Source organism: Rathayibacter sp. AY1C7 (assembly GCF_002931865.1).
GTDB lineage: Bacteria > Actinomycetota > Actinomycetes > Actinomycetales > Microbacteriaceae > Rathayibacter.
On sequence record NZ_PSWB01000007.1, the window covers coordinates 38,088 to 60,294 of the forward strand.

Below are 22,207 nucleotides of genomic sequence, written 5' to 3' on the forward strand. Positions count from 1 at the left end.
GGGGCGGTGCGCGGCGGGGTGCGGAGGTGCGCCGCGGGATGCGGAGGAGCGCACCGGCACTCGGCGCACCCCTCCGCGGTCAGGCGACTCCGCGGTCAGCTCAGCTCCGCCGCGGCGTCGGCGATGACCCGCGCGACCTCCTCCGGATGCGAGCGCATCACCAGGTGCGGCGCGTCGAGCTCGACGACCGAGCGCACGCCCGCCCGCCGGTAGCCGAACCGCTCGACGTCCGGGTTGATCGTCCGGTCCGCGGCCGCGACGACGCCCCAGCTCGGCCGGGTCCGCCAGGCGGCGACCGGGGCGGCCTCACCGAAGGCCAGAGCGGCGAGCGGGCGCTGGCCGACCGCGAGCACGGCCGCCTCGGCCGGGTCGATCCCGGCCGCGAACACCTCCGGGAACGCCGACACCGCGACCGACACGTCCGTGCCCGGCTCCGCCCCGTCGATCGGGAACGGGGTGTAGACGAGATTCGCCGGGAGGTCGGAGTCGGGGAAGGCGCCCTGCAGCTGCCCGAGGCTCTCCCCCTCCTCGAGCGCGTAGGCCGCGAGGTAGACGAGGCCGACCACGTTCTCGGCGGCGCCCGCCACCGTGATCACGGCGCCGCCGTAGGAGTGGCCCGCCAGCAGGACCGGCCCGTCGAGCTGCTCCACGAAGGAGCGGAGGTACTCCGCGTCGCCCAGCAGGCTGCGGTTCGGCACTGCAGGGACGCGCACGGCGTGGCCGGCGTCGAGCAGGATCCGCGTGACCGGGGCGAAGCTCGCGGCGTCGGCGAACGCTCCGTGGACGAGGACGATGGTGGGTGCGGGCATGGGCTGTCCTTCCGGTCGGGCTGCGGTCCGGCAGCCGGCTGCGCAGCCGATCCGGACCCGGGCCGAACCTAGGACGGCGGACGGCGCGCGTCGTGACCCCGCGACTCCCCTGCCGACCGGGCGGCCGCCTGTCGCCCGCCCGAGGACACGCTCCAGCGCTCGTCCCGCCCGCTCACGGCGGGCCCCGACCGCTGCAGCGTCCGCATCCTGGTCCCGGCGGGGTCACCCTTCGACGGCTGGACCGCCCGGGATCGCGGCGAGGTCGGCCAGCGGGCTCTCCGGCCGGCACGCCGGCGACAGCGGCGGAGAGGCTCGCGGCCTCCTGCGGCCCGAGACCCGGGCCGCGGCGTGTCAGCTCGCGAACTCCTCCGGCCAGCCCAGCGCGGCCAGCGACCGGCGCACGCGCTCGATGTCCTCCTCCGAGGGCAGCTCCGAGGTCACTCCGGCGATCGCTGTGCCGACGTCCGCGCGGGAGGCGGGCGCGTCGGCGGCGAGACCGGCGGCCACCTCGGCCACCTCCTCGTCGCTCAGACGGCGGCGGAGGAGCGCCAGCAGCGGCACGAAGTCCTGCTCGGGCAGCCCGGCCGGATAGCCGGCGCGCAGCCAGCGGACGATGCGCGCGACCAGGCCCTCGCGAGTGTCCGGCTCGGCCAGCGACTCCGGGCCCGCCAGCGGCCAGCCCGCGCTCGCGAGCCGCGAGGAGACGCGGGCGACGTCCTCGGGCAGCGCCGGTCCGAGCAGCAGCTGCTCGATCCGCTCGCGCACGACGGCCCGTGAGACGACCGTCTCGGCCCGCTCCGACTCCGACAGGAGCCGCGCGACGACCTGCTCGACCTCGTCCGTCGTGAGGCTGCGGCGCAGCAGGCCCAGCAGCGGCAGGTAGTCCTGCTCCGGCACGCCGGACGGGTAGCCCGCGCGCAGCCAGCCGACCACGCGGGCGACGATCCCCTCCCGCGCCGCGATCGGATCGGTCGAGGCCATGCTCAGCCCTTGGGCACGAAGGTCGGGATCACGTGCTCGAAGCTCACCGACTGGCCGAGGCCCGTCGCGATGATGACGCTCAGGCCGATCACGACGGAGCCGACGACGAGGGCGAAGCAGAGCACGCCGATCCCGCGCAGCACCGGGGCGGGCAGACCGCTCCGGACCGCGGGGGCGTCGGACCCGCCCGAGGCGGGAGCACCGGCGGCGACGGCGAAGGAGCGGACGCCGACGGCGAACAGCACGGGCAGGCCTGCTCCGAGGAGCACGGCGACGAGGGCCACCTGGCCGGCGGCGGAGAGGAAGAGGGAGAGCACGGTGCGGATCCTTTCGCTCAGACGCCGGCGGTCTCGGGCGCGGGGCGTGCCGCCGCGTCCTGCCACTCGTCGTTGACGTTGTGCGCGCCGATGCTGTCGCGGCGCGAGCGGATGTAGATGAGGGAGGCGACGGCGACGAGGATCGCGGCCATCAGGAGGCCGCCGGCCGCGCCTCCGACGAGGTGGCCGATCCACCACATCACGGCGCCGACGAGGGCGGCGGCCGGGAGCGTGATGACCCAGGCGATCACCATGCGCAGCGCCACGCGCCAGCGCACCTGCGCGCCGGGGCGGCCGACTCCGGAGCCGAGGATCGAGCCGGTCGCGACGTGGGTGGTCGAGAGGGCGAAGCCGAGGTGGCTGGAGGCGAGGATGACCGCGGCGGAGGCGCTCTCGGCGGCCATGCCCTGCGGGGTGTCGATCTCGACGAGGCCCTTGCCGACGGTGCGGATGATCCGCCAGCCGCCGATGTAGGTGCCGAGCGAGATGGCCAGCGCGCAGCTGAGCTTGACCCAGAAGGGGACCGACTCGGTGTCGCTCCAGCCGCCGGCCGCGATCAGCGCGAGCGTGATCACTCCCATGGTCTTCTGCGCGTCGTTGGTGCCGTGCGCGAGCGAGACGAGGGAGGCGCTGCCGATCTGGCCGAAGCGGAAGCCGCGGTGGAGGCTCTTCTCGGCGAGGTTGCCGATCACGCGGAAGACGAGCCAGGTGCCGATCGCCGCGACCGCTCCGGCGAGCACGGGCGACATCAGCGCCGGGAGGATCACCTTGCCGACGACGCCGTCGAGCTTCGTGCCGTCGCCGGCCCAGTTCACGCCGTTGAGGCCGAGGCCCGCGAGAGCGGAGCCGATCAGGCCTCCGAAGAGGGCGTGCGACGAGCTCGAGGGCAGGCCGAGCAGCCAGGTCAGCAGGTTCCAGACGATGCCGCCGATGAGGCCGGCCAGCACGATCAGCAGCAGAGCGGAACCGCCGTCCTCGAGCAGCGCCGGATCGGGTGCGCCCGAGGAGTCCTGGATCTTCACGACCGCGTTGGTGACGGTCAGCGCCACCTCGATGCTGAGGAACGCACCGACGAGGTTCAGCGACGCCGAGAGGGCGACGGCGGTGCGGGGCTTCAGGGCACCGGTCGCGATGGACGTGGCCATCGCGTTCGCCGTGTCATGGAAGCCGTTGGTGAAGTCGAAGGCGAGGGCCGTGACGACGACGAGCGCGAGCAGGATGAAGGGATCCACGCAGACATGATGCTCCCGCGGCGGGAGGCGTTCCGGCGTGGTCGCGAGGCTTCACCTGCTGTTCACCTCGCGGGGCACGCCCGCCCGAGTACCCTGTGCGGATTCTCAGGCGGGCGGCGCATCGGTGGGTGCGATTCACCTGAGTCCGCACCGGCATGCGGCGCTCAGACGGGTGCGCTCAGGAGGCCGAGCGCGGCATCGGCGGGGTGAGGTCCGGGGTGTGCGCGGGGTCGGAGTCGGGGGCCGGCTCCTGCTGGGCGGCGGACTCGGCCTCGGCACCGGTGTCCTCGGCGGACTCCTGATCCTCGGCGGGCTCCTGCGAGCCGGGCAGCGGCGGGGTGAGGTCGAGGGCGCCGACCGCCGGCTCGGCGGCGTGCTTCGGCGTGGTCGGGCGGTTCTCGGCCGCGGCCGCCTTCTTCGCCGCCTTCTCCTGGGTCCGCTTGAGCTTCTCGGTCTGCTCGGCCAGCTTGCGGGCCTTCTTGCGCAGCTTCTTGCTGGAGTCGCGGACCGCCTCGTGCGCCGCGCGCACCGACTTCTCGGCCTTCTTCAGCGCCTTCTTCGCGCGCTTCTGCGCCGCCTTGTCGCGTGCGTCCTTGTCGTTGCCGGTCCCGGCCATGTCCGCTCCTCCGCTCGTCGACCGCTCCGGCCGACTCCCCCACGCTACCGAGCGGCACCCGCCCCGCGAACCCGCTGGCGAGCGCGCCCGGGCCGCGCTAGGCGCGCGGGCGGCGGCCGTTCTGCGCCCGTGCCGTCCCGCCTCCCCTTCCCCCTGGTCGCCGCCTCTCCTCCTTTCTCCTCGGCTCTCGCTTCAGCCCTGCGGTGCCGTTCGCGGCTGGGAGTCGCGGGCGAGTCGACCCCGCGACGGGCGCGGGTTCGGCAGGCTGGGGGCATGGTCTTCCAGCACGATCCCGGCGGCTACCAGGGCCGCGCCGGTCTCCGGCGTCCCGTGCGCGGGCCCAGGCGCGACAAGTGGATGTGGTGGCGCCTGGGCTCCGGAGTCGCGGCGACGGTCGCCGGTGTGATCGCCCTGCTCGTCTTCACCGCCGACCGCTGAGCACGCCCACCGGCGGCCCGGCGCACCCCCGCCGCTCCGGATCGAGAGCCGATCGATGCGCTCAACCGCTTGACTCCGGAGGTTTCTCTCAGGTCGGATCCGGCGGAACGCGGGTAGTTTGGAGGGTCGCATCGGCTCAGCCGTGCGATCAGCCCCACTGCCCCACCCGGCGCTCGCCTCCCCCCTCGAGCGTCGGCAGACCTGGAACCTCCTCTGCATGCACCGTTCGTCACGCGCCTCGACTCCCACCCCCGCAGGAGCCGAGACCGGCAGTCCGTCCGCCCTCCCGACCCGTCGCTCGCTCCGTGAGCAGGAGTCCCGCAGCCGCCGCACCTCCCGCGGCCCGTCGCGCCCCCGCGTCTCCGCCGTCGCCGCGATGACCCTCGTGGCCGGCATCGCGATCACCTCGACGATGCCCGCATTCGCCGTGGGCGGCACCGCCGACTCCGAGCTGACCCGCGACACGGCCACCGCCGTCGCCGCGGCCCGCCCGCAGAGCTTCGTGGCGGCCGGAGTCGTGCAGCAGAGCGTCACCCGCGACGCCTTCGCCGCCGAGGCCAAGCCCGAGGTCCTCGTCCCCACCGCGTCCCTCGACGCGATCACCGCCACCTCCGGCGAGTCGACCGCGGCCGCCGCGGGAGCGTCCGGAGCGTGGGTCGTCCCGATCTCCGGCCACATCAGCAGCAGCTACGGCCCCCGCCCCGACGCGCCGGTCGCCGGCGTGAACCTGTTCCACAAGGGCACTGATCTCGCCGGCGCCTGCGGCACGCCCGTCCTCGCGGCCTCCAGCGGCACCGTCGAGGAGGCGTCGTACCAGGGCAGCTACGGCAACTGGATCCTGCTCGACAACGGCGGCGGCATCGAGACCGGCTACGCCCACAACAGCGAGCTGATGGTGTCGGTCGGCGAGACCGTCACCGTCGGCCAGGTCATCGCGCTGCGCGGCTCGACCGGCGCCTCGACCGGCTGCCACCTGCACTTCGAGACGCGGGTCGACGGCGAGGCGGTCGACGCCGTGCCGTTCATGGCCGAGCTCGGCGTCCCGATCGGCTGACGCCCCGGGCGACTCGAGAACCCGGACGTCGCGGTGGCCGCTCTCGACCACCGCGACTTCTGCGTTCTCGGAGGGCGCGGACCGGCGTCAGGGCCCGGGGACCGTTCGCGCCCCGGTCGAGACGGCGGCCGACCAGTGCGCGTCGTCCGGCACCGTCGTCACCCTGATCTCGGCGTCCTGCTCGACGGCGATCTGCATGGTGCCCGTGTTGCCGCCTCCCGTGCCGGTGCGGGTCGTGCTCGGGCTGTAGACGCACGACGATCCGCTCGTCATCAGGCCGACGACCTCGATCGTCACCTCGGCGTTCGCGGTGTCGCAGGCGACCGAGACGGTGATGTGCAGCGGATCGCCGCTGAGGTACACGGTCTGCGGATCGACGGGGCCGACCTGATCGGTCCACCGCACGGCGGCGGTCGCGCCCTCGGGCAGCGTCACGGGCCCGAGCGGAGCCTCGGTGGGCGTCGCGGTCGGAGCGGCGGTCGTCGGAGCAGCGGTGCCGGGAACGGCGGGTGTCGCCTCCTCCGCCTGGTCGGCGCCGCTCGTGCAGCCGCTCAGAGCGAGCGCCGCGAGCAGTGCCGAGGCGCCCAGCACGGTCGCGCGCCGTCCGGCCCGGAGCCCCGTCGCCCGGCGCGGAGCGGTCGTTCTCGTGGTGTCCATGGTGGTTCCCCCTGTCCACTGGCGTCCCTCCGGTCTACCCGAGCCCGCGCGGCCGCGGACCGCACTCTGCGGCGGTTGCCAGGGTCGGGAGCCGTGCTGCGGATCGATGTGGAGCTCCTCCGTACCGGCGCGGCGGCCCGTCGATCCACTCGGGTGCCGCGGATGATCGGCACCGGGCGGATCCGACGCCCGCCGCACCCGACGCACCCCGCCGAGCCGCCCCTCTGCACCCGGAAGGCACCGCCATGATCGCCTCGAACACCTACCCCTTCGCCGGACGCACCGTCCTGGTCACCGGAGCCGGCTCCGGCATCGGCCGCTCCATCGCACGCGCCTTCCTCGAGCAGGGCGCGAGCGTCGCGGTCGCTGGGCGCACCCCCGCCACGCTCGAGGAGACCGTCGCCGGCTTCCCGGCCGAGCGCGTCCTGGTCGTCCCCACCGACGTCTCGGTCCGAGCCGAGGTCGACGCGCTCGTCGAGGGCACCGTCGCGAGGTTCGGCGGGATCGACGTCCTCGTGAACAACGCGGCCGGCCACCTCGGCGGCCCGATCGAGGAGGTGGAGGACGACGCCTGGCGCTCGCTCTTCGCCACGAACGTCGACGCCCTCTTCTACGCGGTGAAGGCGGCGCTCCCGCACCTCAAGGCGAGCCGCGGCAACATCGTCGTCGTCTCCTCCGTGTCGGGCATCCGCGGCGACTGGGGCCAGGCCGCCTACAACGCGACCAAGGGCGCCATCACGACGTTCGTGCAGTCGCTGGCCCTCGACTTCGGCGCGCACGGGGTGCGGGTCAACGCCGTCGCCCCCGCCTTCACGCAGACGCCGCTGACCGAGTCGATGGCCTCGACCCCCGAGGAGCTCGCGCCCTTCATCGACCGCATCGCCCTCGGACGCCCCGGGCAGCCGGACGACATCGCCCCGCCGGTGCTGTTCCTCGCCAGCGCGGACGCGTCGTACATCACCGGCGCGATCCTCGCCGTTGACGGCGGAACGAGCGCCTCGACGGGGCAGCCGCACCTGTAGGCGGGCGTGCGGCGGATCGGCGGCGACTCGGCGACTCGCCTGCTCGGCCGGGGCGACTCGGTCGCCCGGAAGCGGCGGCCAGGCGGATCGGGGTCGGGGGGCGGCGGCTCTGCCCGGAACCCGAGTGCTCGCGTCGGATCCTGCGGCCCCGCTCGTGAGGGTCCACCGGGCTCGACCGCGGGCGCCCGCAGCCCGGATCACTCCATCCCTGACCGCGCACTCAGACTCAACCGACACCTGTGGCGTATCGTGGAGTCAATTGCATGCAGACGCATGGATACGGACTCGCCGACCGCACGGCCTCCGAGCCCATCCCTCTTCGAGCAGGAGTCGTCATGACCACCACCAGCACCCGATTCACCGACCGCGTCGTCCTCATCACCGGAGGCGGATCCGGCCTGGGCCGCGCCGCAGCCGTCCGCCTCGCCCAGGAGGGCGCGAAGCTCGCCCTCGTCGACATCTCGGAGCAGGGCCTCGCCGCCACAGTCGACGTCCTGCCGGAGGGCACCGAGTCGATCACCGTCCTCGCCGACGTGTCGAAGGAGGCGGACGTCGACGCCTATGTCGCGCGCACCCTCGAGGCCTTCGGCCGGATCGACGGCTTCTTCAACAACGCCGGCATCGAGGGCCGCCAGAACCTCACCGAGGACTTCACGGCCGACGAGTTCGACAAGGTCGTCGCGATCAACCTCCGCGGCGTGTTCCTCGGCCTCGAGAAGGTGCTGAAGGTGATGCGCGAGCAGGGCTCGGGCATGGTCGTCAACACCGCGAGCGTCGGCGGCATCACCGCGATCGGCAACCAGTCCGGCTACGCGGCCGCCAAGCACGGCGTCGTCGGCCTCACCCGCAACTCCGCGATCGAGTACGGCGAGTTCGGCATCCGCATCAACGCGATCGCGCCCGGGGCCATCTGGACCCCGATGGTCGAGAACTCGATGAAGCAGCTCGACCCGCAGAACCCGCGCAAGGCGGCCGAGGAGTTCATCCAGGTCAACCCGACCAAGCGCTACGGCGAGGCCGACGAGATCGCCTCGGTCGTCGCGTTCCTCCTTTCCGACGACGCCTCCTACGTGAACGCGACCGTCCTCCCGATCGACGGCGGTCAGTCCATCAAGTACTGAGGTCCCGCGGAGGGAGCGGAGGGAGCGCCTGCTGCGGCGGGCGAGCCCTCCGCTCTCCCGCTGACGCCGTGTCGTTCGTGGGACGGACTCGGCCGCTCCTCCACAGGTGCTCCCTCCGACGTGCGTCCCCACCGGGCCTCCGTCGCGCAGCACCCGGCACCGCGGCGGGAGCAGAATGGGGTCGGTCCCGCCAGCGGCCGGACCTCGACCGCTACGGAGACATGCATGAACCCCACCGGGAGCTTCCGCGCCGCCCGCGACACCCTCCTGCAGCACCGCACCGATGCGGTCGCCGCGAACGAGGCCTTCCAGTGGCCGGACGTCGGGCCCCGCTTCAACTGGGCGGTGGACTGGTTCGACGCGATCGCCATCGGCAACGAGCGCCCCGCCCTCTGGATCGTGGAGGAGGACGGCTCCGAGGAGAAGTACTCCTTCGACCGGATGCGCTGGCGCTCCGACGAGGTCGCCGCCTGGCTCCACTCGGTCGGCGTCGAGCAGGGCGATCACGTGATGCTCATGCTCGGCAACCGCCTCGAGCTGTGGGAGTCGATGCTCGCGATCATGAAGCTCGGCGCGGTCATCCTCCCCACGACGACCCTGCTCTCACCCGCCGATCTGGCCGACCGCCTCGAGCGCGGCGAAGTCGCGCACGTCATCGCGGACGCCTCCGAGACAGCCAAGTTCGACGAGATGGAGGGCGGCTTCGGCCGCATCGCGGTCGGCGGCGCCGTCGAGGGCTGGCTCGACTACGCCGACTCGCTCGAGCCCTTCGGCATCAGCCCGACCGTGGTCGTCCAGAGCTCCGATCCGTGCCTGATCTACTTCACCTCCGGCACCACCTCGAAGCCCAAGATGGTCGTGCACACGCACGAGTCGTACCCCGTGGGGCACCTCAGCACGATGTACTGGCTCGGCGTCCAGCCGGGCGACGTGCACATGGCGATCAGCTCGCCGGGCTGGGGCAAGCACGCGTGGAGCTGCTTCTTCGCGCCGTGGAACGCCGAGGCGACGGTGTTCGTCTACAACTACAGCCGCTTCTCCCCCACCGCTCTGCACCAGCAGCTCGACCGGGCCGAGGTCACCACGTTCTGCGCGCCGCCGACCGTGTGGCGGATGCTGATCCAGTCGGCGCTCGGAGTGAAGCCGCGCGCGCTGACCGAGATCCTCTCGGCGGGCGAGCCGCTCAACCCCGAGGTCATCGCGACCGTCGAGCGGGAGTGGGGACTCACCATCCGCGACGGCTACGGCCAGACCGAGACCACCGCGATCATCGCGAACCCGCCCGGCGCCCCCGTGGTCCCCGGAGCGATGGGCCGCGCGCTGCCCGGCGTCGCCATCGCCCTCGTCGATCCGCTGACCGGCGAGCCCGCCTCCACCGGTGAGATCTGCCTCGACCTCTCCGTCGAGCCCGTCAACCTGATGTCCGGCTACCTCGGCGACGAGGACCGCACCGAGCGCGCCCGCGCCGACGGCTACTTCCACACCGGCGACGTGGCGGTCCGCGCGGTCGACGGCACGATCACCTTCGTGGGCCGCACCGACGACATCTTCAAGTCCTCCGACTTCAAGATCTCGCCGTTCGAGGTCGAGAGCGTGCTGCTGCAGCACCCCGCCGTCGCCGAGTCCGCGGTGGTGCCGGCTCCGGACGAGGTGCGCCACAGCGTGGTGAAGGCGTACGTCACTCTCGCCGAGGGCTGGGAGCCGACCGCCGAGACGGCGAGCGCGATCTTCGCCCACACCCGCGAGCTGCTCTCCTCCTTCGAGCGGGTGCGGCGCCTCGAGTTCCACCCCCTGCCCAAGACGATCTCGGGCAAGATCCGCCGCGTCGAGCTGCGCGAGCGCGAGGAGGAGGCGTTCCGCCGCGGCGAGGAGATCCCCACGGAGTGGCGCGCCGACCGCCTCTAGGCGCGGGGGCCCTCGTCCGCCGGGACACCGCCGAGACCGCCGCGGCACCGCTGAGACGGCGGCGTCCCGGCGGGGCGGTGGTGTCTCGAGGGGATGCGGTGGGCCGGGACGTCGGCCGCCGGTGACCAGCGGGAGCGGGTGCCGTCAGCACGGAACCAGCGCGGCGTCGGCGGCGTCCGGATCACAGGCCGGCGATCAGCTCGGCGTCAGCGCGGGCGGACGGCGATCAGCTCGGCGTCAGCGTGGGCGGACGGCGATCAGCTCGGCGTCAGCGCGGGAGTACAGCGATCAGCTCGCCGTGGTCGCGGACGCCGGGGGCGCTGCGGCGGAGCGAGTGGGTCACCTCGAGGCAGGCCTGCTCGGCGAGGGCGCGCATCTCGGCGAGCGGATGGAACCACGCCGGTGCGACGGCGTGCGCGAACGCCTCCGTGCGCGGCCCTTCGAAGAAGCCGATCAGCAGGCTTCCGCCCGGTCGGAGGTGCGCGGCGAGCGCCGCGACCGCGCCGGGCAGCTCCGCCGGCGGCAGGTGGATGAGCGAGTACCACGCGAGAACGCCCCCGAGGCCGTCGACGTCGAGCTCGAGCGCCGAGCCGAGCCGGAACGGGACGTCCGGGAACCGCGTTCGAGCCAGCGCGACGAACTCCGGCACCGGGTCGACGCCGACCGCGGCGGCTCCGCGGCGCTGGAGGAACTCCGTCCAGTGCCCGGGCCCGCAGCCCACGTCGGCGACCGTGCCCTCCAGCCCGTCGGCCCACGACCCGATCAGCTCGCGGTCGGCCGCGGGCCCCGCGTCGACCGATCCGAGCAGCGCCGCGTACTCCTCCGCCCGCGCGCCGTACGCGTGCCGCACCTCGTCCATCCGGTGAGCGTAGGCCGTCTCGAAACGGCGCGCAGCGGGCACTCGGAGGCGCGTGGCACGTTCCGCGGTGCCGTTGGCGCAGCTCGGCGGCACGGTCCACTGGCGCGTTCTGACGTTCTGGCGCGCCTGCCTCGTGAGCGTTCGCGCCCGGCCTCCCGAGGCGCTCGGCGAGGACGGATCATCGAGGTGCCGCGCCCCGTCCCCGCCCCGAAGGAGACCCGATGACCCCTGCCGACGCCGCCCCCGCCCTGCCCGCCGCCGCCCTCGTCTTCCCTCTGCTCGTCGGCGTCGCGCTGCTCGCCTCGGGCGCGACCGCCCTGCTCCGCGCCGCTGGTCCTCATGGCGTCCGGAGGCGCCTCGAGGAGTCCCGCGCCCGCGCCGCGGCCCTCGGCGGAGGTCCGGGCGCGCGCGGATGCAGCGCTCCCGGCGTCCTCCCGGCCTGCCTGCGGGTCGTCGTCGGCGCCCTCCTCCTCCTGGCCGCCGGCCCGGCCTACACCGCGGCCGCCCTCGTCGCCGCAGCCCTCTGCGCACTCGCCCTCGCGCACGCCGTCCGCCGCTTCGCCCAGGACTCGGAGGGCGACCCGCCCGCCCCGGCCGCGGTCGCCGCCACGGCCGCGCTGCTCGCCTTCGCCACCGTCGCCGCGGCCCAGGGGATCCTCGGATTCACGGGCGTCCCGGAGCACCTCCGGGAGTTCGACCAGCAGGACCTGAGCTGGGCGGCCGCCCTCGTCGGAGTGGTCGCCGCGTGCGGCCTCCTGCAGCTGGCGGGACGCGGAGCGGAACCGGTGGCCGCACCGGCGGCGGGCGTCAGGCGGCGCGGCTGATGCTCGGAGCTACGACGCTCGATGCGCCTCCGCACCTCGTCCTCGACGGCAGCGCGGTGCGGCTCGCGCCCGCGTGCGGCTCCGTCGCCGTGATCACCTTCTGGATGCAGTTCCACAACTCCGGCACCTCCGCCCTGCACGACCTCGCCCTGTTCTGCGGCTCCTTCACCGACGGCTCGGGCGCCGAGCTCGACTACGACGAGGCCCCGGTCACCGTGGTCGGCCGGCCCGAGCGGGTCGCCCCGGGAGCGGGATTCGTGGCCGTCGCGCACTACACGATCGCGCCGCTGAGGGCGCCCCGGACGCTCCGCCACTCCATCGTGCTGCGGGGCCGCACGAGCGACGACCGGCCCTTCACCGACGTCGCCGCGCTCGAGGTCCACGTCGATCCGAGGCGCACCCCGGAGGTCAGGTTCCGTCCCCCGATGGCGGGATCCGACACCTTGCGGTGGAGGTGAGCGACGATGCGATCGCATGAAGACTTCTCACCACCGGGCCGGATCGGCCAGGGTAGAGGGATCGCGTCGTACGGAGGACGCGCCAGAGGAAAGGACTCCGCCGTGAGGGGAATCGCAGAAGGCAGCCGACCGATCGTCGATCGCGGAGTGTCCCGCCGGGACACCGCGGCCGCCGCGTGGCTGGCCCAGAGCGGCGTCGACGTCCGCGCGAACGGCGCGTTCCGCATCGTGGCCGACACCCTCTGCAGCGACGGCGTCGACGTGCTCCGGATCTGGCACTCGCCGGCCCGCCTGCACCGCACCTCCGCCGCCGGCCCGGGCGTCCGCCTGATCATCCCGCTCGAGGGCGCGCTCGTGATCCAGCCGGACGATCCGGCGGCGCTCGAGGTCCGCGTCGCGCCGGGTGACATCGCCTTCCTCCACTGCGACTCCCCGTTCACGATCGTGACCGACACCCCGAGCGCCCGCACCGAGATCGCCCTCGACCGCCCGCTGCTGGGCCTGGTCGACTCGGCCGACCGCGGAGCCGTCGTCACCGAGGCCGACGCGGCCAGCCGCGGCATCCTGCTCTCGACCGTCAACGCGACCTTCGGCTCCACCCTCGACGCCGACTCCCCCGCCTTCCCCCTGGTGCGGGCCGCCGTCGAGCAGCTGGCGGGCGCTGTGCTGGCGACCTCGCTGCCGCGCGAGAGCAGCGAGGACGTCTACACGCGCGCCCTCGCCCTGATCGCCGCGATGTCCACCGACCCCCGCCTCTCGGTCCAGGAGATCTGCGAGCGCCTCGGCGTCCCGAAGCGGACGCTGCAGCGCACCTTCGCGCGGAACGGCACCACCGTGTTCGACGAGATCCGCCGCGCACGCCTCACGACCGCGCGCGCCCTCCTCGGCGGGAGCGACTCCCCGCCCTCGCCCGAGCACGTGCTGAGCAGCTACGTCCGCTCGCAGCGCCTGCGCCGCGACCTGCTCCACCTCGAGACGGTGCCCGCCTCGAAGCTGGGCTGATTCCGGGGCCGCAGCGCTCGCAGGGTCGGTGGGCACGGTCGGCGACGGAGGTCACCTCGTTTGCCCGCCTCCGGTCCGGACGCTCCGGCTCGGAGGCACCGTCTCCGCAGCCGCCCCGCGCTCAGCCCGGGTACGGCACCGACGCCGCCGGCCACCCCGACGCCGCGAGCTCCGCGCGCAGACGGTGGTGGTGCTGCACGGCGCCGAGGGAGTCGGTGCGGAAGGCGATCGCGAGGGCCGCGTCGGCCCAGTAGGCGTCCCAGCCGGAGTAGCGCTCGAAGACGCGGTCGCCGACCGCGGCCAGCAGCTCCCAGGCCCGCGCCGCCGGGAGGTAGCCGGCGACGTAGGCGTAGCGGATCGCGCCGATCGTGCGCTCGGCGTCGCCCGCGAGCAGGAGCAGCGGCGGACGCCCGTCGACCGCCTGGGCGAGCTCGAGGAGGTGGAACTCGCTGCCGCCCGTGAGCGCGGCGACTCGGGAGCGCATCCGCTCGGCGTCGGCGGAGGCCGAGACCTCGGCGAAACGGGTCGAGAGCGGCCCGCGGGTGAGCACGTCGGCGACCAGCAGCTCGACGTCGTCGGCCGAGGCGATGCGGAAGTCGCGGTCGAGCGCGACCCGGTGCTCGACGAGCGGATGCAGCGGCAGCTGCTGCCAGGGCGCTCCTTTCGCTCCGTCGGCGTAGCGGCGCCGCAGCTCCTCCGGGAGCTCGGCCCAGGAGGGCTGGAACGCGAGGGAGGAGTTCCAGCCGGCGAACGAGAAGTCGCTGACCGCGTCGAGCGCGAGCAGCGGCTGCTGGCGGAGGGACGGGGTCGGCGAGTCGGCCGCGCCGAGGTAGGCGAGCTGCTCGCGGCGCGGCGCGCGCGCATCCCACTGCTGGAAGCCGACCGTGGCGGCGAGCAGCCCGAAGGCCAGTGCGAACGCGAACGCCGTGAACGCGACGACGCTCTCGCCGCCGCCGAGCGCGAGCCCCCATGCGAAGCCGACCAGGCCCACCGGAGCCGCGAAGGCCGTCACCAGGAGGGCGCGGCGTCCGGCGCCCTGCCCGCGCCGGTGCGCATCGGCCGCCCGCGCGTAGCGCAGCCGGGGTCGGACGGGGAACTCGACGTCTCCGGGATGGTTCTGCAGCGGCACGGTCGCAGCCTAGGGGCGCGGGTCGCGTCGATGTGTGCTTGCCTGGTCGCATGACTCTCGCCGAAGCACTCCTCGAGCGGGCCGACCTGCAGAAGCGGATCGAGGCCCTCCAGTCGCGGATCGTCGCGAACGCCTCCTACCAGGAGGGAGAGGAGCCGACCGAGGACCCGGCCGAGCTGCTCGCCGATTGCACGCGCGCACTGGGCGAGCTCGAGCGGCTGGTCACGGCGATCAACCTCACCAACGCGACGGCGACCACTCCCACCGGCGAGGTGCTGACCGCGGCGCTCGCCCGGCGCGAGGCCCTGCGCGCCCGGCACAGCCTCCTGACCCGCGCGGCCGACGCGGCCGCCGGCGAGCGCGGCTACCGCCAGCTCCGGAGCGAGCTGCGCCGCCTGCCCGCGCTGCCGGTGCGGGAGCTGCGCGAGCAGGCCGACGCCGTGGCGCGCGAGCTGCGCGGGCTCGACGCCGACGTCCAGAGGACGAACTGGGGGGTCGAGCTGCAGAGCTGACACGAGACGCGGTGAGTCGGTAGGCGCACCGGAGCGAGCACGCACCGTCGGGCCGGCGGTTCATCCGGCCCTCTGTCACGCGGTGGGCAGCGTCCCGGCTCCGGCCGTCACTCACAGCCCAGCACCGAGGACCGGTGACCGCGCAGACAGGACACCTCATCACCATGTGCTGGCCGGTGCGCCGAGGGCGGGTTCGGGGACCTCACCGCGTCTCGGGCGTGCGCGGACGCACGTAGGGTCGGGCCGGGATCTTCTCGAACGGGCGCGTTGACGCACGCCGGGCTCGGGGCTGCGGCTCCTCGAACGGGCACGCGGACGCCTGCCGGGTCCGGGCCGGCGTCCGGCCGCCTCCCCCCGGCCGCGTCCGCCCTCCCCGCCGCTCAGTACTCGATGCGCCCGCGCCGGTCGTGGAACTCGCCCGTCGGCCCGTCGGAGCCGAGCAGGGCGAGCGCGACGGTCGCGTCCGTGCCCTCGGTGACGGTCTGGTGCCCGCCGTGTCCGTTGAAGTCGGTCGCGGTGTAGCCGGGGTCGCTCGCGTTGATCCGCATCGCCGGCAGGTTCTTCGCGTACTGCACGGTGAGCGCGACGACCGCCGCCTTCGATGCCGCGTACGGGATCGCGGTGACGGGGAACTCGTCGTGGCCCTCGGTGCTCAGCCAGCGCGGCCAGCCGACTCCGGACGCCACGTTCACGACGACCGGGGCCGCGGAGGCCTGCAGCAGCGGGAGCGCGGCCTGTGTGACGCGGACGATGCCGACGACGTTCGTCTCGAGGACGCCCGCCATCGCCTCCGGGGTGAGGTCGCCGACGCCGAACGAGGTGCCCAGCACTCCGGCGTTGTTGACGAGCACGTCGAGCCCGGGCAGGGAGGCGATCGCGGAGTCGACGCTCGCCTGATCGGTGACGTCGAGGCGGACGGGGCGGGCGCCGAGCGCGCGGGCGGCGTCGCCGTCGGCGGTGTCGCGCATGCCGGCGTAGACGGTGTGTCCCGCCTCGAGGAGTCGGCGGGCGGTCTCGAGGCCGAGGGAGCGGTTCGCTCCGGTGATGAGTGTCGTGGTCATGCGCCCATCCTGCGCGGGTGGTCGGGCCTCGACCAGGCCGCGCTCGACGGGGGGACCGGCAGTACCTGGCTCGGCGACGGCGGGCGGAGGAGGATGGGCGGCATGGAGGAGTTCGCCACGGTGCTGCGCTCGTGGCGCGACCGGATCCGTCCCGCCGACGTCGGCCTGCCCGCGGGCTCGGGCCGCCGCGCCACGGGCCTGCGCCGCGAGGAGCTGGCGGCGCTCTCGGGCGTGAGCGTCGACTACCTCGTGCGGCTCGAGCAGGGACGCGCACGGAACCCGTCGCCGTCGATGCTCCGCTCGCTCGCGGTGGCGCTCCGGCTCACGGACAGCGAGCGCGACCACCTCTACCGGGTCGCCGGTGCCGCCGTCCCCTCGCCGGGCGTCGTGCCGCAGCACGTGAGCCCGGGCGTGCAGCGGATCGTCGACCGCCTGGGCGACGTGCCGCTCGCGGTGTTCACGGCGGCCCACGACATCCTGCTGTGGAACCCGCTCTGGGCCGCCTTGAACGGCGACCCCTCGGTGTACACCGGGCTGGAGCGGAACCTCGTCTGGCGGCACTTCACCTCCGGACACGCCGGCACCGAGTTCGACGCGCAGCACGAGGAGGACTTCGCGAGCGACCTCGCGGCCGACCTGCGCGCGGCGACCGGGCGCTACCCGCGCGATCCGGCGCTCGCCGCCCTCGTCGCCCGGCTGCGCGAGGAGTCGCCCGAGTTCGAGCGGCGCTGGGCGGAGGCGCGCATCGCCGAACACCGCGCGAGCCGGAAGACGGTGACGCGGACGCCCGTCGGACCGGTCACGATCGACTGCGACGTGCTCACGGCTCCGGGCACCGACCTGCGGATCGTCGTCTACACGGTGGCGCCGGGCAGCGAGGACGAGGCGCGGCTCGACCTGCTGCGGGTGACGGGGCTGCAGGCGCTGAGCACGGCGCCGGCGTGAAGCGGACGGGCGCGGCTGGGGCGCGCGCAATGGAGCGGGGTGCTGGCTGAACCGGGCTGAGCTGAGTCGAGTGGGCTGAGCCGAGCTACCGGGCGGCGCAGGCTGGGCTCGTCCCACGGCGGGCGGGACCGGCTCGGCGCGGCCGACGGCGCAACCTGCCGATGCGGGCGAGCGGCGGCGAGTGACGGCCGAGGTGGACGGCGAGACGCGTCCGCGGCGCCGACGTCCGCGCCCCCGGACCCCCGCCTCCCCGCTCAGGACGCGCAGTACGCGGTGATGAACGCGTAGAGCTCGCCCTTCTGCTCGGGGGTCGCGGCGACGACGACGGTGCCCTGCCGGCCCGCGGTCTCGACGGTGACCGGCAGGCGCGTGCCGACCTTGTCCTCGGCGAGCGCGTGGGTGTCGCAGCGGGTGGGGACGGCGTCCAGGACCACGGAGTCGAGGGTCCCGGCGGGCACGGAGCGGTCGAGGGTCCAGGCGTCGGCGGCGTCGGGCGGCTGCAGCAGGATCGTGGCGTCGACGCTGCGGAGCACGAGGGGGGTGCCCCGGACGTCGGCGGTGATGGTGAGGCGCGCCGGCTCGTGCGCGGCGCCTCCGGACGTGTCGATCCGCAGGGCGAGGTCGGCGTCGACGGTGCGGGCGAAGCAGCCGGACCGGGCGAGCGCGTCGACGAACGAGAACGGGTCGTCGGCGGGGTACGCGTGCTCGCCGTGGCCGTCGATGGCGAGGACGACCTCGAGCGCAGTGGGCGCCTCCGCGACCGGGCAGGCGGGCTCGGGCACGTCGACGCGGAGGTCGCGCGAGGTCCCGTCGGGGACGCCCGTGCCGCCGGTCCAGGTGAGCGGGACGGCGAGGCGCGGGTCCGTGAGGCGGGCCGCGGTGACCTCGATCAGGGCGCCGCTGCCGTTGTGGACCTCGAAGGCCATGGTGCCGCCGGCGATGTCGGAGCGGTTCTGCTGGACGGAGACGGTGACCCCGGGAGCCGGGGCGGACGGGGCGGAGGAGCGGGCCGGGTCGGGGGTGGCCTGAGACGGGGTGGCGGTGGTCGCAGCCACGGTGGCCGCCGCGGTGCCGCTCGGGGCGCCCGTCGCGCCTCCCGGCGCGCAGGCCGCGAGGGCGGGCAGGAGGAGCAGCGCGGCGGCGAGGGCGCGGAGGCGTCGCATCGTGCCTCCCTCCGCTCGCCGTCATTCTGGCGCCCCGGACCCCTCTCCGCGAGCGGGCGCTCCGCCTCCCCAGCTCGATCGATGCGTCACGAACGGTCGCCACGGCGGGCGGATGACGACCGTTCGTGACGCATCGCCGGAGCGACAGGAGGTGAGGACGCGGGGACGCGCACCCATCCGGGTATGCGTCCGCTCCGAAGAAGGTCGGGGACTTCAGGAGGAGACAGATGGCACGCGGCAGATGGCACGTCGGCACGATCGTCGCGCGAGTGCGCGCATCCGCAGCGATCGGGGCCTCCGGGCTCGACGCGGTGGAGAGGGCGGAGCGCCGGGCCGAGGTCCTGCGCATCGCCGGAGGAGTCGACTCCGGTCGTCTCGGCGACGACCAGGCGATCGCGGCGTTCGGCCGGATCGTCGACGGCCTGCAGCGCGACCTGCCCGGCTCGGCGCTCGGCGCCTAGCCCGCGAGGCCGGCGTCCCGGCACCCGTCCGGAGCGGACACCCGCCGGGCCGACATCCCGAGCCTCCGCGCGGCGCTGAGATCCGCCGGGCGAGCGTGCCGACGGCCCACTGGGCGCGAAGACCCGCCAGCCCGGCACCCCGAGCGCCCGCGCGCCGCAGAGCCCCGCTACCCCAGCGTCCCGAGCGCCATCCGCGGCAGCAGCCGCTGGATCGCGACGGCCGCCGCGCCGCGCGCCCACTCCACGAGCCCGCCGTCGTCGACGAGCAGCGCCAGGGGCGGAGCGTCCGGGTCGCGCGTGGCCGCGATCGCGGCGTCCACCACCGCGGCCTGCTCCGAATAGAGGGCGACACCCTCCCCGGCCAGGATCACCGTGCCGGACATCGAGAGGTTGCCGATCGCGGCGATCATCGTCCCGAGCGCGTTGCCGGAGTCGACGAGGATGCGCTCGGCACCGGGGTCGCCCGCGCGAGCGGCGGCGAAGCCCTCGGCCAGGGTCAGCTCGCGGCCGGTGGCGACGAAGAGCTGGCGGAGGAGCGAGGGCAGGCTGAGCATCGCGGTCGAGCAGCCGCGGTGGCCGACCTCGCAGACGGGGCCGGTGGGATCCAGCGGGTAGTGGCCGCCCAGGCCGAGCCCCGCCTCCGGGGGCGCGACCACCCGGTCGTGCACCACCAGTCCGTAGCCGACGCCCGCGCCGACGGTGAGCACCGCGAAGTGCGGGATGCCGCGGCCTCGCCCGAACCAGTGCTCGGCTCCCGTGAGCGCGACCACGTCGTTCTCGAGGGCGACCGGCAGCCCGAGGGCAGCGGAGAGCGGAGCGGCGAGGTCGACGTCGCGCCAGCCGAGGAACGGCGCGCGGCTCACCCGGCCGTCGGCGGCGATGCTCCCGCCGAGCGTCACGCCCAGACCGGCGAAGGCGGAGGGGCCGCCGAGCTCGTCGACGACCGAGACGATCGCGGCGATCACGTCGGCGGGCTCCGTGCCCGGCAGCGGGCGGACCAGCTCCCGCTCGGTGCGCGCGCGCAGGTCGGTGCGGACGGCGAGGACCTCGGTGCCGGTGATCTTCACGCCCGCGAAGCTCAGCGCGTCGGCGCGGATGTCGAGCGGGCGGGCGGGGCGGCCGACTCCGGTGCTCTGCTCGGGGCCCTCGACGACCAGGCCGCCGTCGAGGAACGGGCGCGCGAGCCGGGTCAGGCTGGCGGGCGAGAGGCCGAGGCGGCGGCCGAGCTCGGCCCGCGAGACGGGACCGTGGATCAGGACCTCGCGCGCCAGGAGCTCGGAGGAGCTCCCGGAGGCGTCCTCGGCGACGATGGTGTCGGTCACGGGGCTCCTTCTTTCCGGCCTGGTAGAAAGCTACCGGTAGCGCGCCGCCCCAGGAACAGATCCGGCCACTCGCGCCGCTCTTGACACCCCTATTAATTCTGCTCTAGAAATAAGCCATGCACCGCAGCATCGCCCCCACGAACGACTCCGTGACCCTCTCCGGCCGGGAATCGCGCCTCTTCCACTTGCAGGACGGGGGCACCAGCGTCGTCGTCGACGCCCGCCTCGTCACCTTCCCCACTATCGTGCACTGGGGCGCCGCGCTCGGAGATCTTTCCGCCGCCGAACTATCCGCCCTGGCAGACGCCGCCCTCCCCCAGCGCGTCTCGGGCGGGCTCGACGCCTTCGCGCCGTTCGGCCTCGTCGCCGTCGAGGCCGACGGCTGGCAGCACGCCCCCACCTTCGAGGGCACCCACGAGCGCGCGGCCGCGTCGGAGCGGTTCGAGGTCGAGAGCATCGAGGCGCTCGGCTCCGCCCTCCGGACCGTCGCCACGGGCGCGGGCGTCCGGCTGACCGTGGACCTCGAGGTCGATGCGGCCGGCCTGCTCACCCAGCGCGCCCGGGTCGAGAACCTCGACGCCCGCCCGTTCCGCCTCGAGCGCTTCGAGCTCGGCTTCCCGCTCCCCGCGACCGCGCGCGAGATCCTCGACACCACCGGGCACCACCTCCGCGAGCGCCACCCGCAGCGCCGCCCGCTGACCATCGGCGAGCACACCCGCCGCACCCGCCGCGGCCGCCCCGGCGCCGACGCGACCCTCCTCCTCGCCGCGGGCACGCCCGGCTTCGGCTGGGAGCGCGGGCTCGTGCACGGCGTCCACCTCGGCTGGAGCGGCGACACCTCGCTCCGCGCCGAGCGCACCGTCGAGGGCGTCTCGCTCCTCGCGGCCGGCGAGCTGCTGCGGCCCGCCGAGATCGAGCTCGCGCAGGGCGAGAGCTATGAGACCCCGGTCGCCTACGGCTCCTGGGGCGACGGGCTCAGCGCTCTGCAGGCCCGGTTCCACGCGTCGCTCCGCGCCCGCCCGCAGCACCCCGTCGCTCCGCGGCCCGTCACCCTCAACACCTGGGAGGCCGTCTACTTCGACCACGACCTCGCTCGCCTCACCGCCCTCGCCGAGCGGGCCGCGCGGATCGGGGTCGAGCGCTTCGTGCTCGACGACGGCTGGTTCCTCGGCCGCCGCGACGACACCGCGGCGCTCGGCGACTGGACCGTCGACCCTTCGGTCTGGCCGAAGGGCCTCACCCCGCTGACGGACGTCGTCACCGGCCTGGGCATGCAGTTCGGACTCTGGGTGGAGCCCGAGATGATCAGCCCCGACTCCGACCTGGCCCGCGCGCACCCGGAGTGGATCCTCGGCCCGGCCGGCCACCTCCCGGCCTCGGGGCGGCAGCAGCAGGTCCTCGACCTCTCGCAGCGCGGCGCGTTCGAGCACGTGCTCGACGCCCTCGACGCGCTGCTGATCGAGTACCCGATCGCGTACCTCAAGTGGGACCACAACCGCGACGTCATCGAGGCGGTCTCGCCCGCCACCGGCCGCTCCGCCGTCCACGAGAACGTCCTCGCGCTCTACCGCCTGCTCGACGAGCTGCGGTCCCGGCATCCCGGCGTCGAGATCGAGTCGTGCGCCTCCGGGGGCGCCCGCGTCGACCTCGGGATCCTCGCCCGCACCGACCGCATCTGGACGAGCGACTGCATCGACCCGCTCGAGCGGCAGACCATCCAGCCCTTCACCCAGCTGGTGGTGCCGCCCGAGCTGATGGGGCAGCACATCGGAGGGCCGCGGTCGCACTCGACGCAGCGCACCCACTCGCTCGCCTTCCGCGCCGGCACCGCGCTGCCCGGCCACCTCGGCATCGAGTGGGACGTCTCGGATCTCGCCCCCGCCGTCGAGGAGGAGCTGACCGCCTGGGTCGCCTTCCACCGCGAGCACCGGGCGCTGCTGCACACCGGGACGGTCGTGCGCGCCGACCTCGCCGACGACGCCGCCTCGCTCTCCGGAGTCGTCGCCGCCGACCGCTCCGCCGCCCTCTTCACCTTCGCCCAGCTCCGCACCGGCGAGACCTACCCGCCCGGCCGGATCACGCTCCCGGGCCTGGACCCGGAGCGCACCTACTCCGTGGCGCTCGCCCCGGTCACGTCGCCGCTCGGCGGCCCCGGGCAGTCGCCGCTCGGCTGGGCCGAGCACGGGACCGCGCTCCGCGGCCGCGTGCTGGGCACCGTCGGGATCCAGGCCCCCGTCCTCGATCCGGAGCAGCTCGTCGTGCTCGTGCTCACCGCCCTCTGACCCGCCCTCCCGGCGCCGGAGCCGACCCCGCCCCCCC

23 protein-coding genes are annotated in these 22,207 nt (G+C 74.6%); 12 read left to right on the top strand and 11 right to left on the bottom strand.

The window, feature by feature from the left end:
• Nucleotides 1–95: 95 nt before the first annotated feature.
• From C5C69_RS05470 to C5C69_RS05490, 5 genes are all read right to left on the bottom strand, one after another.
• A complete protein-coding gene (locus C5C69_RS05470; RefSeq protein WP_104248158.1) occupies nucleotides 96–809 on the bottom strand; it encodes an alpha/beta fold hydrolase in 714 nt (237 codons plus the stop codon).
• Nucleotides 810–1,160: 351 nt separating this feature from the next.
• The gene (locus tag C5C69_RS05475; RefSeq protein WP_104227379.1) at nucleotides 1,161–1,790 is read right to left on the bottom strand and encodes a DUF3349 domain-containing protein; all 630 of its coding nucleotides are present in this window, start codon (nucleotides 1,788–1,790) and stop codon (nucleotides 1,161–1,163) included.
• 2 nt (nucleotides 1,791–1,792) lie between these two features.
• Entirely contained in the window at nucleotides 1,793–2,107 is a 315-nt protein-coding gene (locus C5C69_RS05480) for a hypothetical protein (protein ID WP_104227380.1), read from the bottom strand.
• Nucleotides 2,108–2,124: 17 nt separating this feature from the next.
• Entirely contained in the window at nucleotides 2,125–3,339 is a 1,215-nt protein-coding gene (locus tag C5C69_RS05485) for an inorganic phosphate transporter (RefSeq protein WP_104224012.1), read from the bottom strand.
• Between the two features lie 178 nt (nucleotides 3,340–3,517).
• Nucleotides 3,518–3,955 (bottom strand): hypothetical protein, encoded by a 438-nt coding sequence (locus tag C5C69_RS05490; RefSeq protein ID WP_104257448.1) that lies wholly within the window; start codon nucleotides 3,953–3,955, stop codon nucleotides 3,518–3,520.
• A 273-nt stretch (nucleotides 3,956–4,228) separates the two neighbouring features.
• Here C5C69_RS05490 and C5C69_RS16900 point away from each other — a divergent pair, with 273 nt between their 5' ends.
• Nucleotides 4,229–4,393 carry a hypothetical protein gene (locus tag C5C69_RS16900; RefSeq protein ID WP_159940529.1) on the top strand — a complete coding sequence of 55 codons (165 nt, stop codon included), beginning with the start codon at nucleotides 4,229–4,231 and terminating at the stop codon, nucleotides 4,391–4,393.
• A gap of 217 nt (nucleotides 4,394–4,610) precedes the next feature.
• Nucleotides 4,611–5,447 carry a M23 family metallopeptidase gene (locus tag C5C69_RS05495; protein WP_104257449.1) on the top strand — a complete coding sequence of 279 codons (837 nt, stop codon included), beginning with the start codon at nucleotides 4,611–4,613 and terminating at the stop codon, nucleotides 5,445–5,447.
• 87 nt (nucleotides 5,448–5,534) lie between these two features.
• Here the strand turns inward: C5C69_RS05495 and C5C69_RS05500 are convergent, their stop codons facing one another.
• Nucleotides 5,535–6,104 carry a hypothetical protein gene (locus tag C5C69_RS05500; protein WP_104257450.1) on the bottom strand — a complete coding sequence of 190 codons (570 nt, stop codon included), beginning with the start codon at nucleotides 6,102–6,104 and terminating at the stop codon, nucleotides 5,535–5,537.
• A 245-nt stretch (nucleotides 6,105–6,349) separates the two neighbouring features.
• On the opposite strand from C5C69_RS05500, the gene C5C69_RS05505 reads away from it, so the two are divergent.
• From C5C69_RS05505 to C5C69_RS05515, 3 genes are all read left to right on the top strand, one after another.
• Nucleotides 6,350–7,126, top strand: a complete 777-nt coding sequence (locus C5C69_RS05505; RefSeq protein ID WP_258064102.1) for an SDR family NAD(P)-dependent oxidoreductase — start codon at nucleotides 6,350–6,352, stop codon at nucleotides 7,124–7,126.
• Nucleotides 7,127–7,461: 335 nt separating this feature from the next.
• A complete protein-coding gene (locus tag C5C69_RS05510) occupies nucleotides 7,462–8,247 on the top strand; it encodes a glucose 1-dehydrogenase (RefSeq protein WP_167299040.1) in 786 nt (261 codons plus the stop codon).
• 225 nt (nucleotides 8,248–8,472) lie between these two features.
• Nucleotides 8,473–10,152 carry an AMP-binding protein gene (locus C5C69_RS05515; protein WP_104257451.1) on the top strand — a complete coding sequence of 560 codons (1,680 nt, stop codon included), beginning with the start codon at nucleotides 8,473–8,475 and terminating at the stop codon, nucleotides 10,150–10,152.
• 268 nt (nucleotides 10,153–10,420) lie between these two features.
• Here the strand turns inward: C5C69_RS05515 and C5C69_RS05520 are convergent, their stop codons facing one another.
• Complete coding sequence (locus C5C69_RS05520) at nucleotides 10,421–11,011, bottom strand: trans-aconitate 2-methyltransferase (protein ID WP_104257513.1); 591 nt, start codon at nucleotides 11,009–11,011, stop codon at nucleotides 10,421–10,423.
• 221 nt (nucleotides 11,012–11,232) lie between these two features.
• Between C5C69_RS05520 and C5C69_RS16610 the strand changes: the two genes are divergently transcribed.
• The 3 genes from C5C69_RS16610 to C5C69_RS05530 all read left to right on the top strand — a co-directional run bounded on the left by C5C69_RS16610 (nucleotide 11,233) and on the right by C5C69_RS05530 (nucleotide 13,295).
• On the top strand, nucleotides 11,233–11,835 hold the full coding sequence (locus tag C5C69_RS16610) for a hypothetical protein (protein WP_146083594.1): 603 nt from the start codon (nucleotides 11,233–11,235) through the stop codon (nucleotides 11,833–11,835).
• Nucleotides 11,835–12,293 carry a hypothetical protein gene (locus C5C69_RS05525; protein WP_104257452.1) on the top strand — a complete coding sequence of 153 codons (459 nt, stop codon included), beginning with the start codon at nucleotides 11,835–11,837 and terminating at the stop codon, nucleotides 12,291–12,293. Before C5C69_RS16610 ends, C5C69_RS05525 begins: the two co-directional genes overlap by 1 nt.
• A gap of 102 nt (nucleotides 12,294–12,395) precedes the next feature.
• Complete coding sequence (locus tag C5C69_RS05530) at nucleotides 12,396–13,295, top strand: helix-turn-helix domain-containing protein (RefSeq protein WP_181125565.1); 900 nt, start codon at nucleotides 12,396–12,398, stop codon at nucleotides 13,293–13,295.
• A gap of 121 nt (nucleotides 13,296–13,416) precedes the next feature.
• Here C5C69_RS05530 and C5C69_RS05535 read toward each other — a convergent pair whose 3' ends face one another.
• Entirely contained in the window at nucleotides 13,417–14,424 is a 1,008-nt protein-coding gene (locus C5C69_RS05535; protein WP_104257453.1) for a DUF1266 domain-containing protein, read from the bottom strand.
• A 50-nt stretch (nucleotides 14,425–14,474) separates the two neighbouring features.
• Between C5C69_RS05535 and C5C69_RS05540 the strand changes: the two genes are divergently transcribed.
• Entirely contained in the window at nucleotides 14,475–14,936 is a 462-nt protein-coding gene (locus C5C69_RS05540; RefSeq protein WP_104224023.1) for a DIP1984 family protein, read from the top strand.
• Nucleotides 14,937–15,316: 380 nt separating this feature from the next.
• Here the strand turns inward: C5C69_RS05540 and C5C69_RS05545 are convergent, their stop codons facing one another.
• Nucleotides 15,317–15,997 (bottom strand): SDR family NAD(P)-dependent oxidoreductase, encoded by a 681-nt coding sequence (locus C5C69_RS05545; protein ID WP_104257454.1) that lies wholly within the window; start codon nucleotides 15,995–15,997, stop codon nucleotides 15,317–15,319.
• 102 nt (nucleotides 15,998–16,099) lie between these two features.
• On the opposite strand from C5C69_RS05545, the gene C5C69_RS05550 reads away from it, so the two are divergent.
• Complete coding sequence (locus C5C69_RS05550) at nucleotides 16,100–16,942, top strand: helix-turn-helix transcriptional regulator (RefSeq protein ID WP_104257455.1); 843 nt, start codon at nucleotides 16,100–16,102, stop codon at nucleotides 16,940–16,942.
• 254 nt (nucleotides 16,943–17,196) lie between these two features.
• On the opposite strand, the gene C5C69_RS05555 is transcribed toward C5C69_RS05550, so the two are convergent.
• The gene (locus C5C69_RS05555) at nucleotides 17,197–18,105 is read right to left on the bottom strand and encodes a hypothetical protein (protein ID WP_104250466.1); all 909 of its coding nucleotides are present in this window, start codon (nucleotides 18,103–18,105) and stop codon (nucleotides 17,197–17,199) included.
• A gap of 227 nt (nucleotides 18,106–18,332) precedes the next feature.
• Here C5C69_RS05555 and C5C69_RS05560 point away from each other — a divergent pair, with 227 nt between their 5' ends.
• Nucleotides 18,333–18,566, top strand: a complete 234-nt coding sequence (locus C5C69_RS05560) for a hypothetical protein (RefSeq protein WP_104227466.1) — start codon at nucleotides 18,333–18,335, stop codon at nucleotides 18,564–18,566.
• Between the two features lie 167 nt (nucleotides 18,567–18,733).
• On the opposite strand, the gene C5C69_RS05565 is transcribed toward C5C69_RS05560, so the two are convergent.
• A complete protein-coding gene (locus C5C69_RS05565) occupies nucleotides 18,734–19,888 on the bottom strand; it encodes an ROK family transcriptional regulator (RefSeq protein WP_104257456.1) in 1,155 nt (384 codons plus the stop codon).
• Between the two features lie 116 nt (nucleotides 19,889–20,004).
• On the opposite strand from C5C69_RS05565, the gene C5C69_RS05570 reads away from it, so the two are divergent.
• Nucleotides 20,005–22,170, top strand: a complete 2,166-nt coding sequence (locus tag C5C69_RS05570; protein ID WP_104257457.1) for an alpha-galactosidase — start codon at nucleotides 20,005–20,007, stop codon at nucleotides 22,168–22,170.
• The last annotated feature ends 37 nt before the right edge of the window (nucleotides 22,171–22,207 follow it).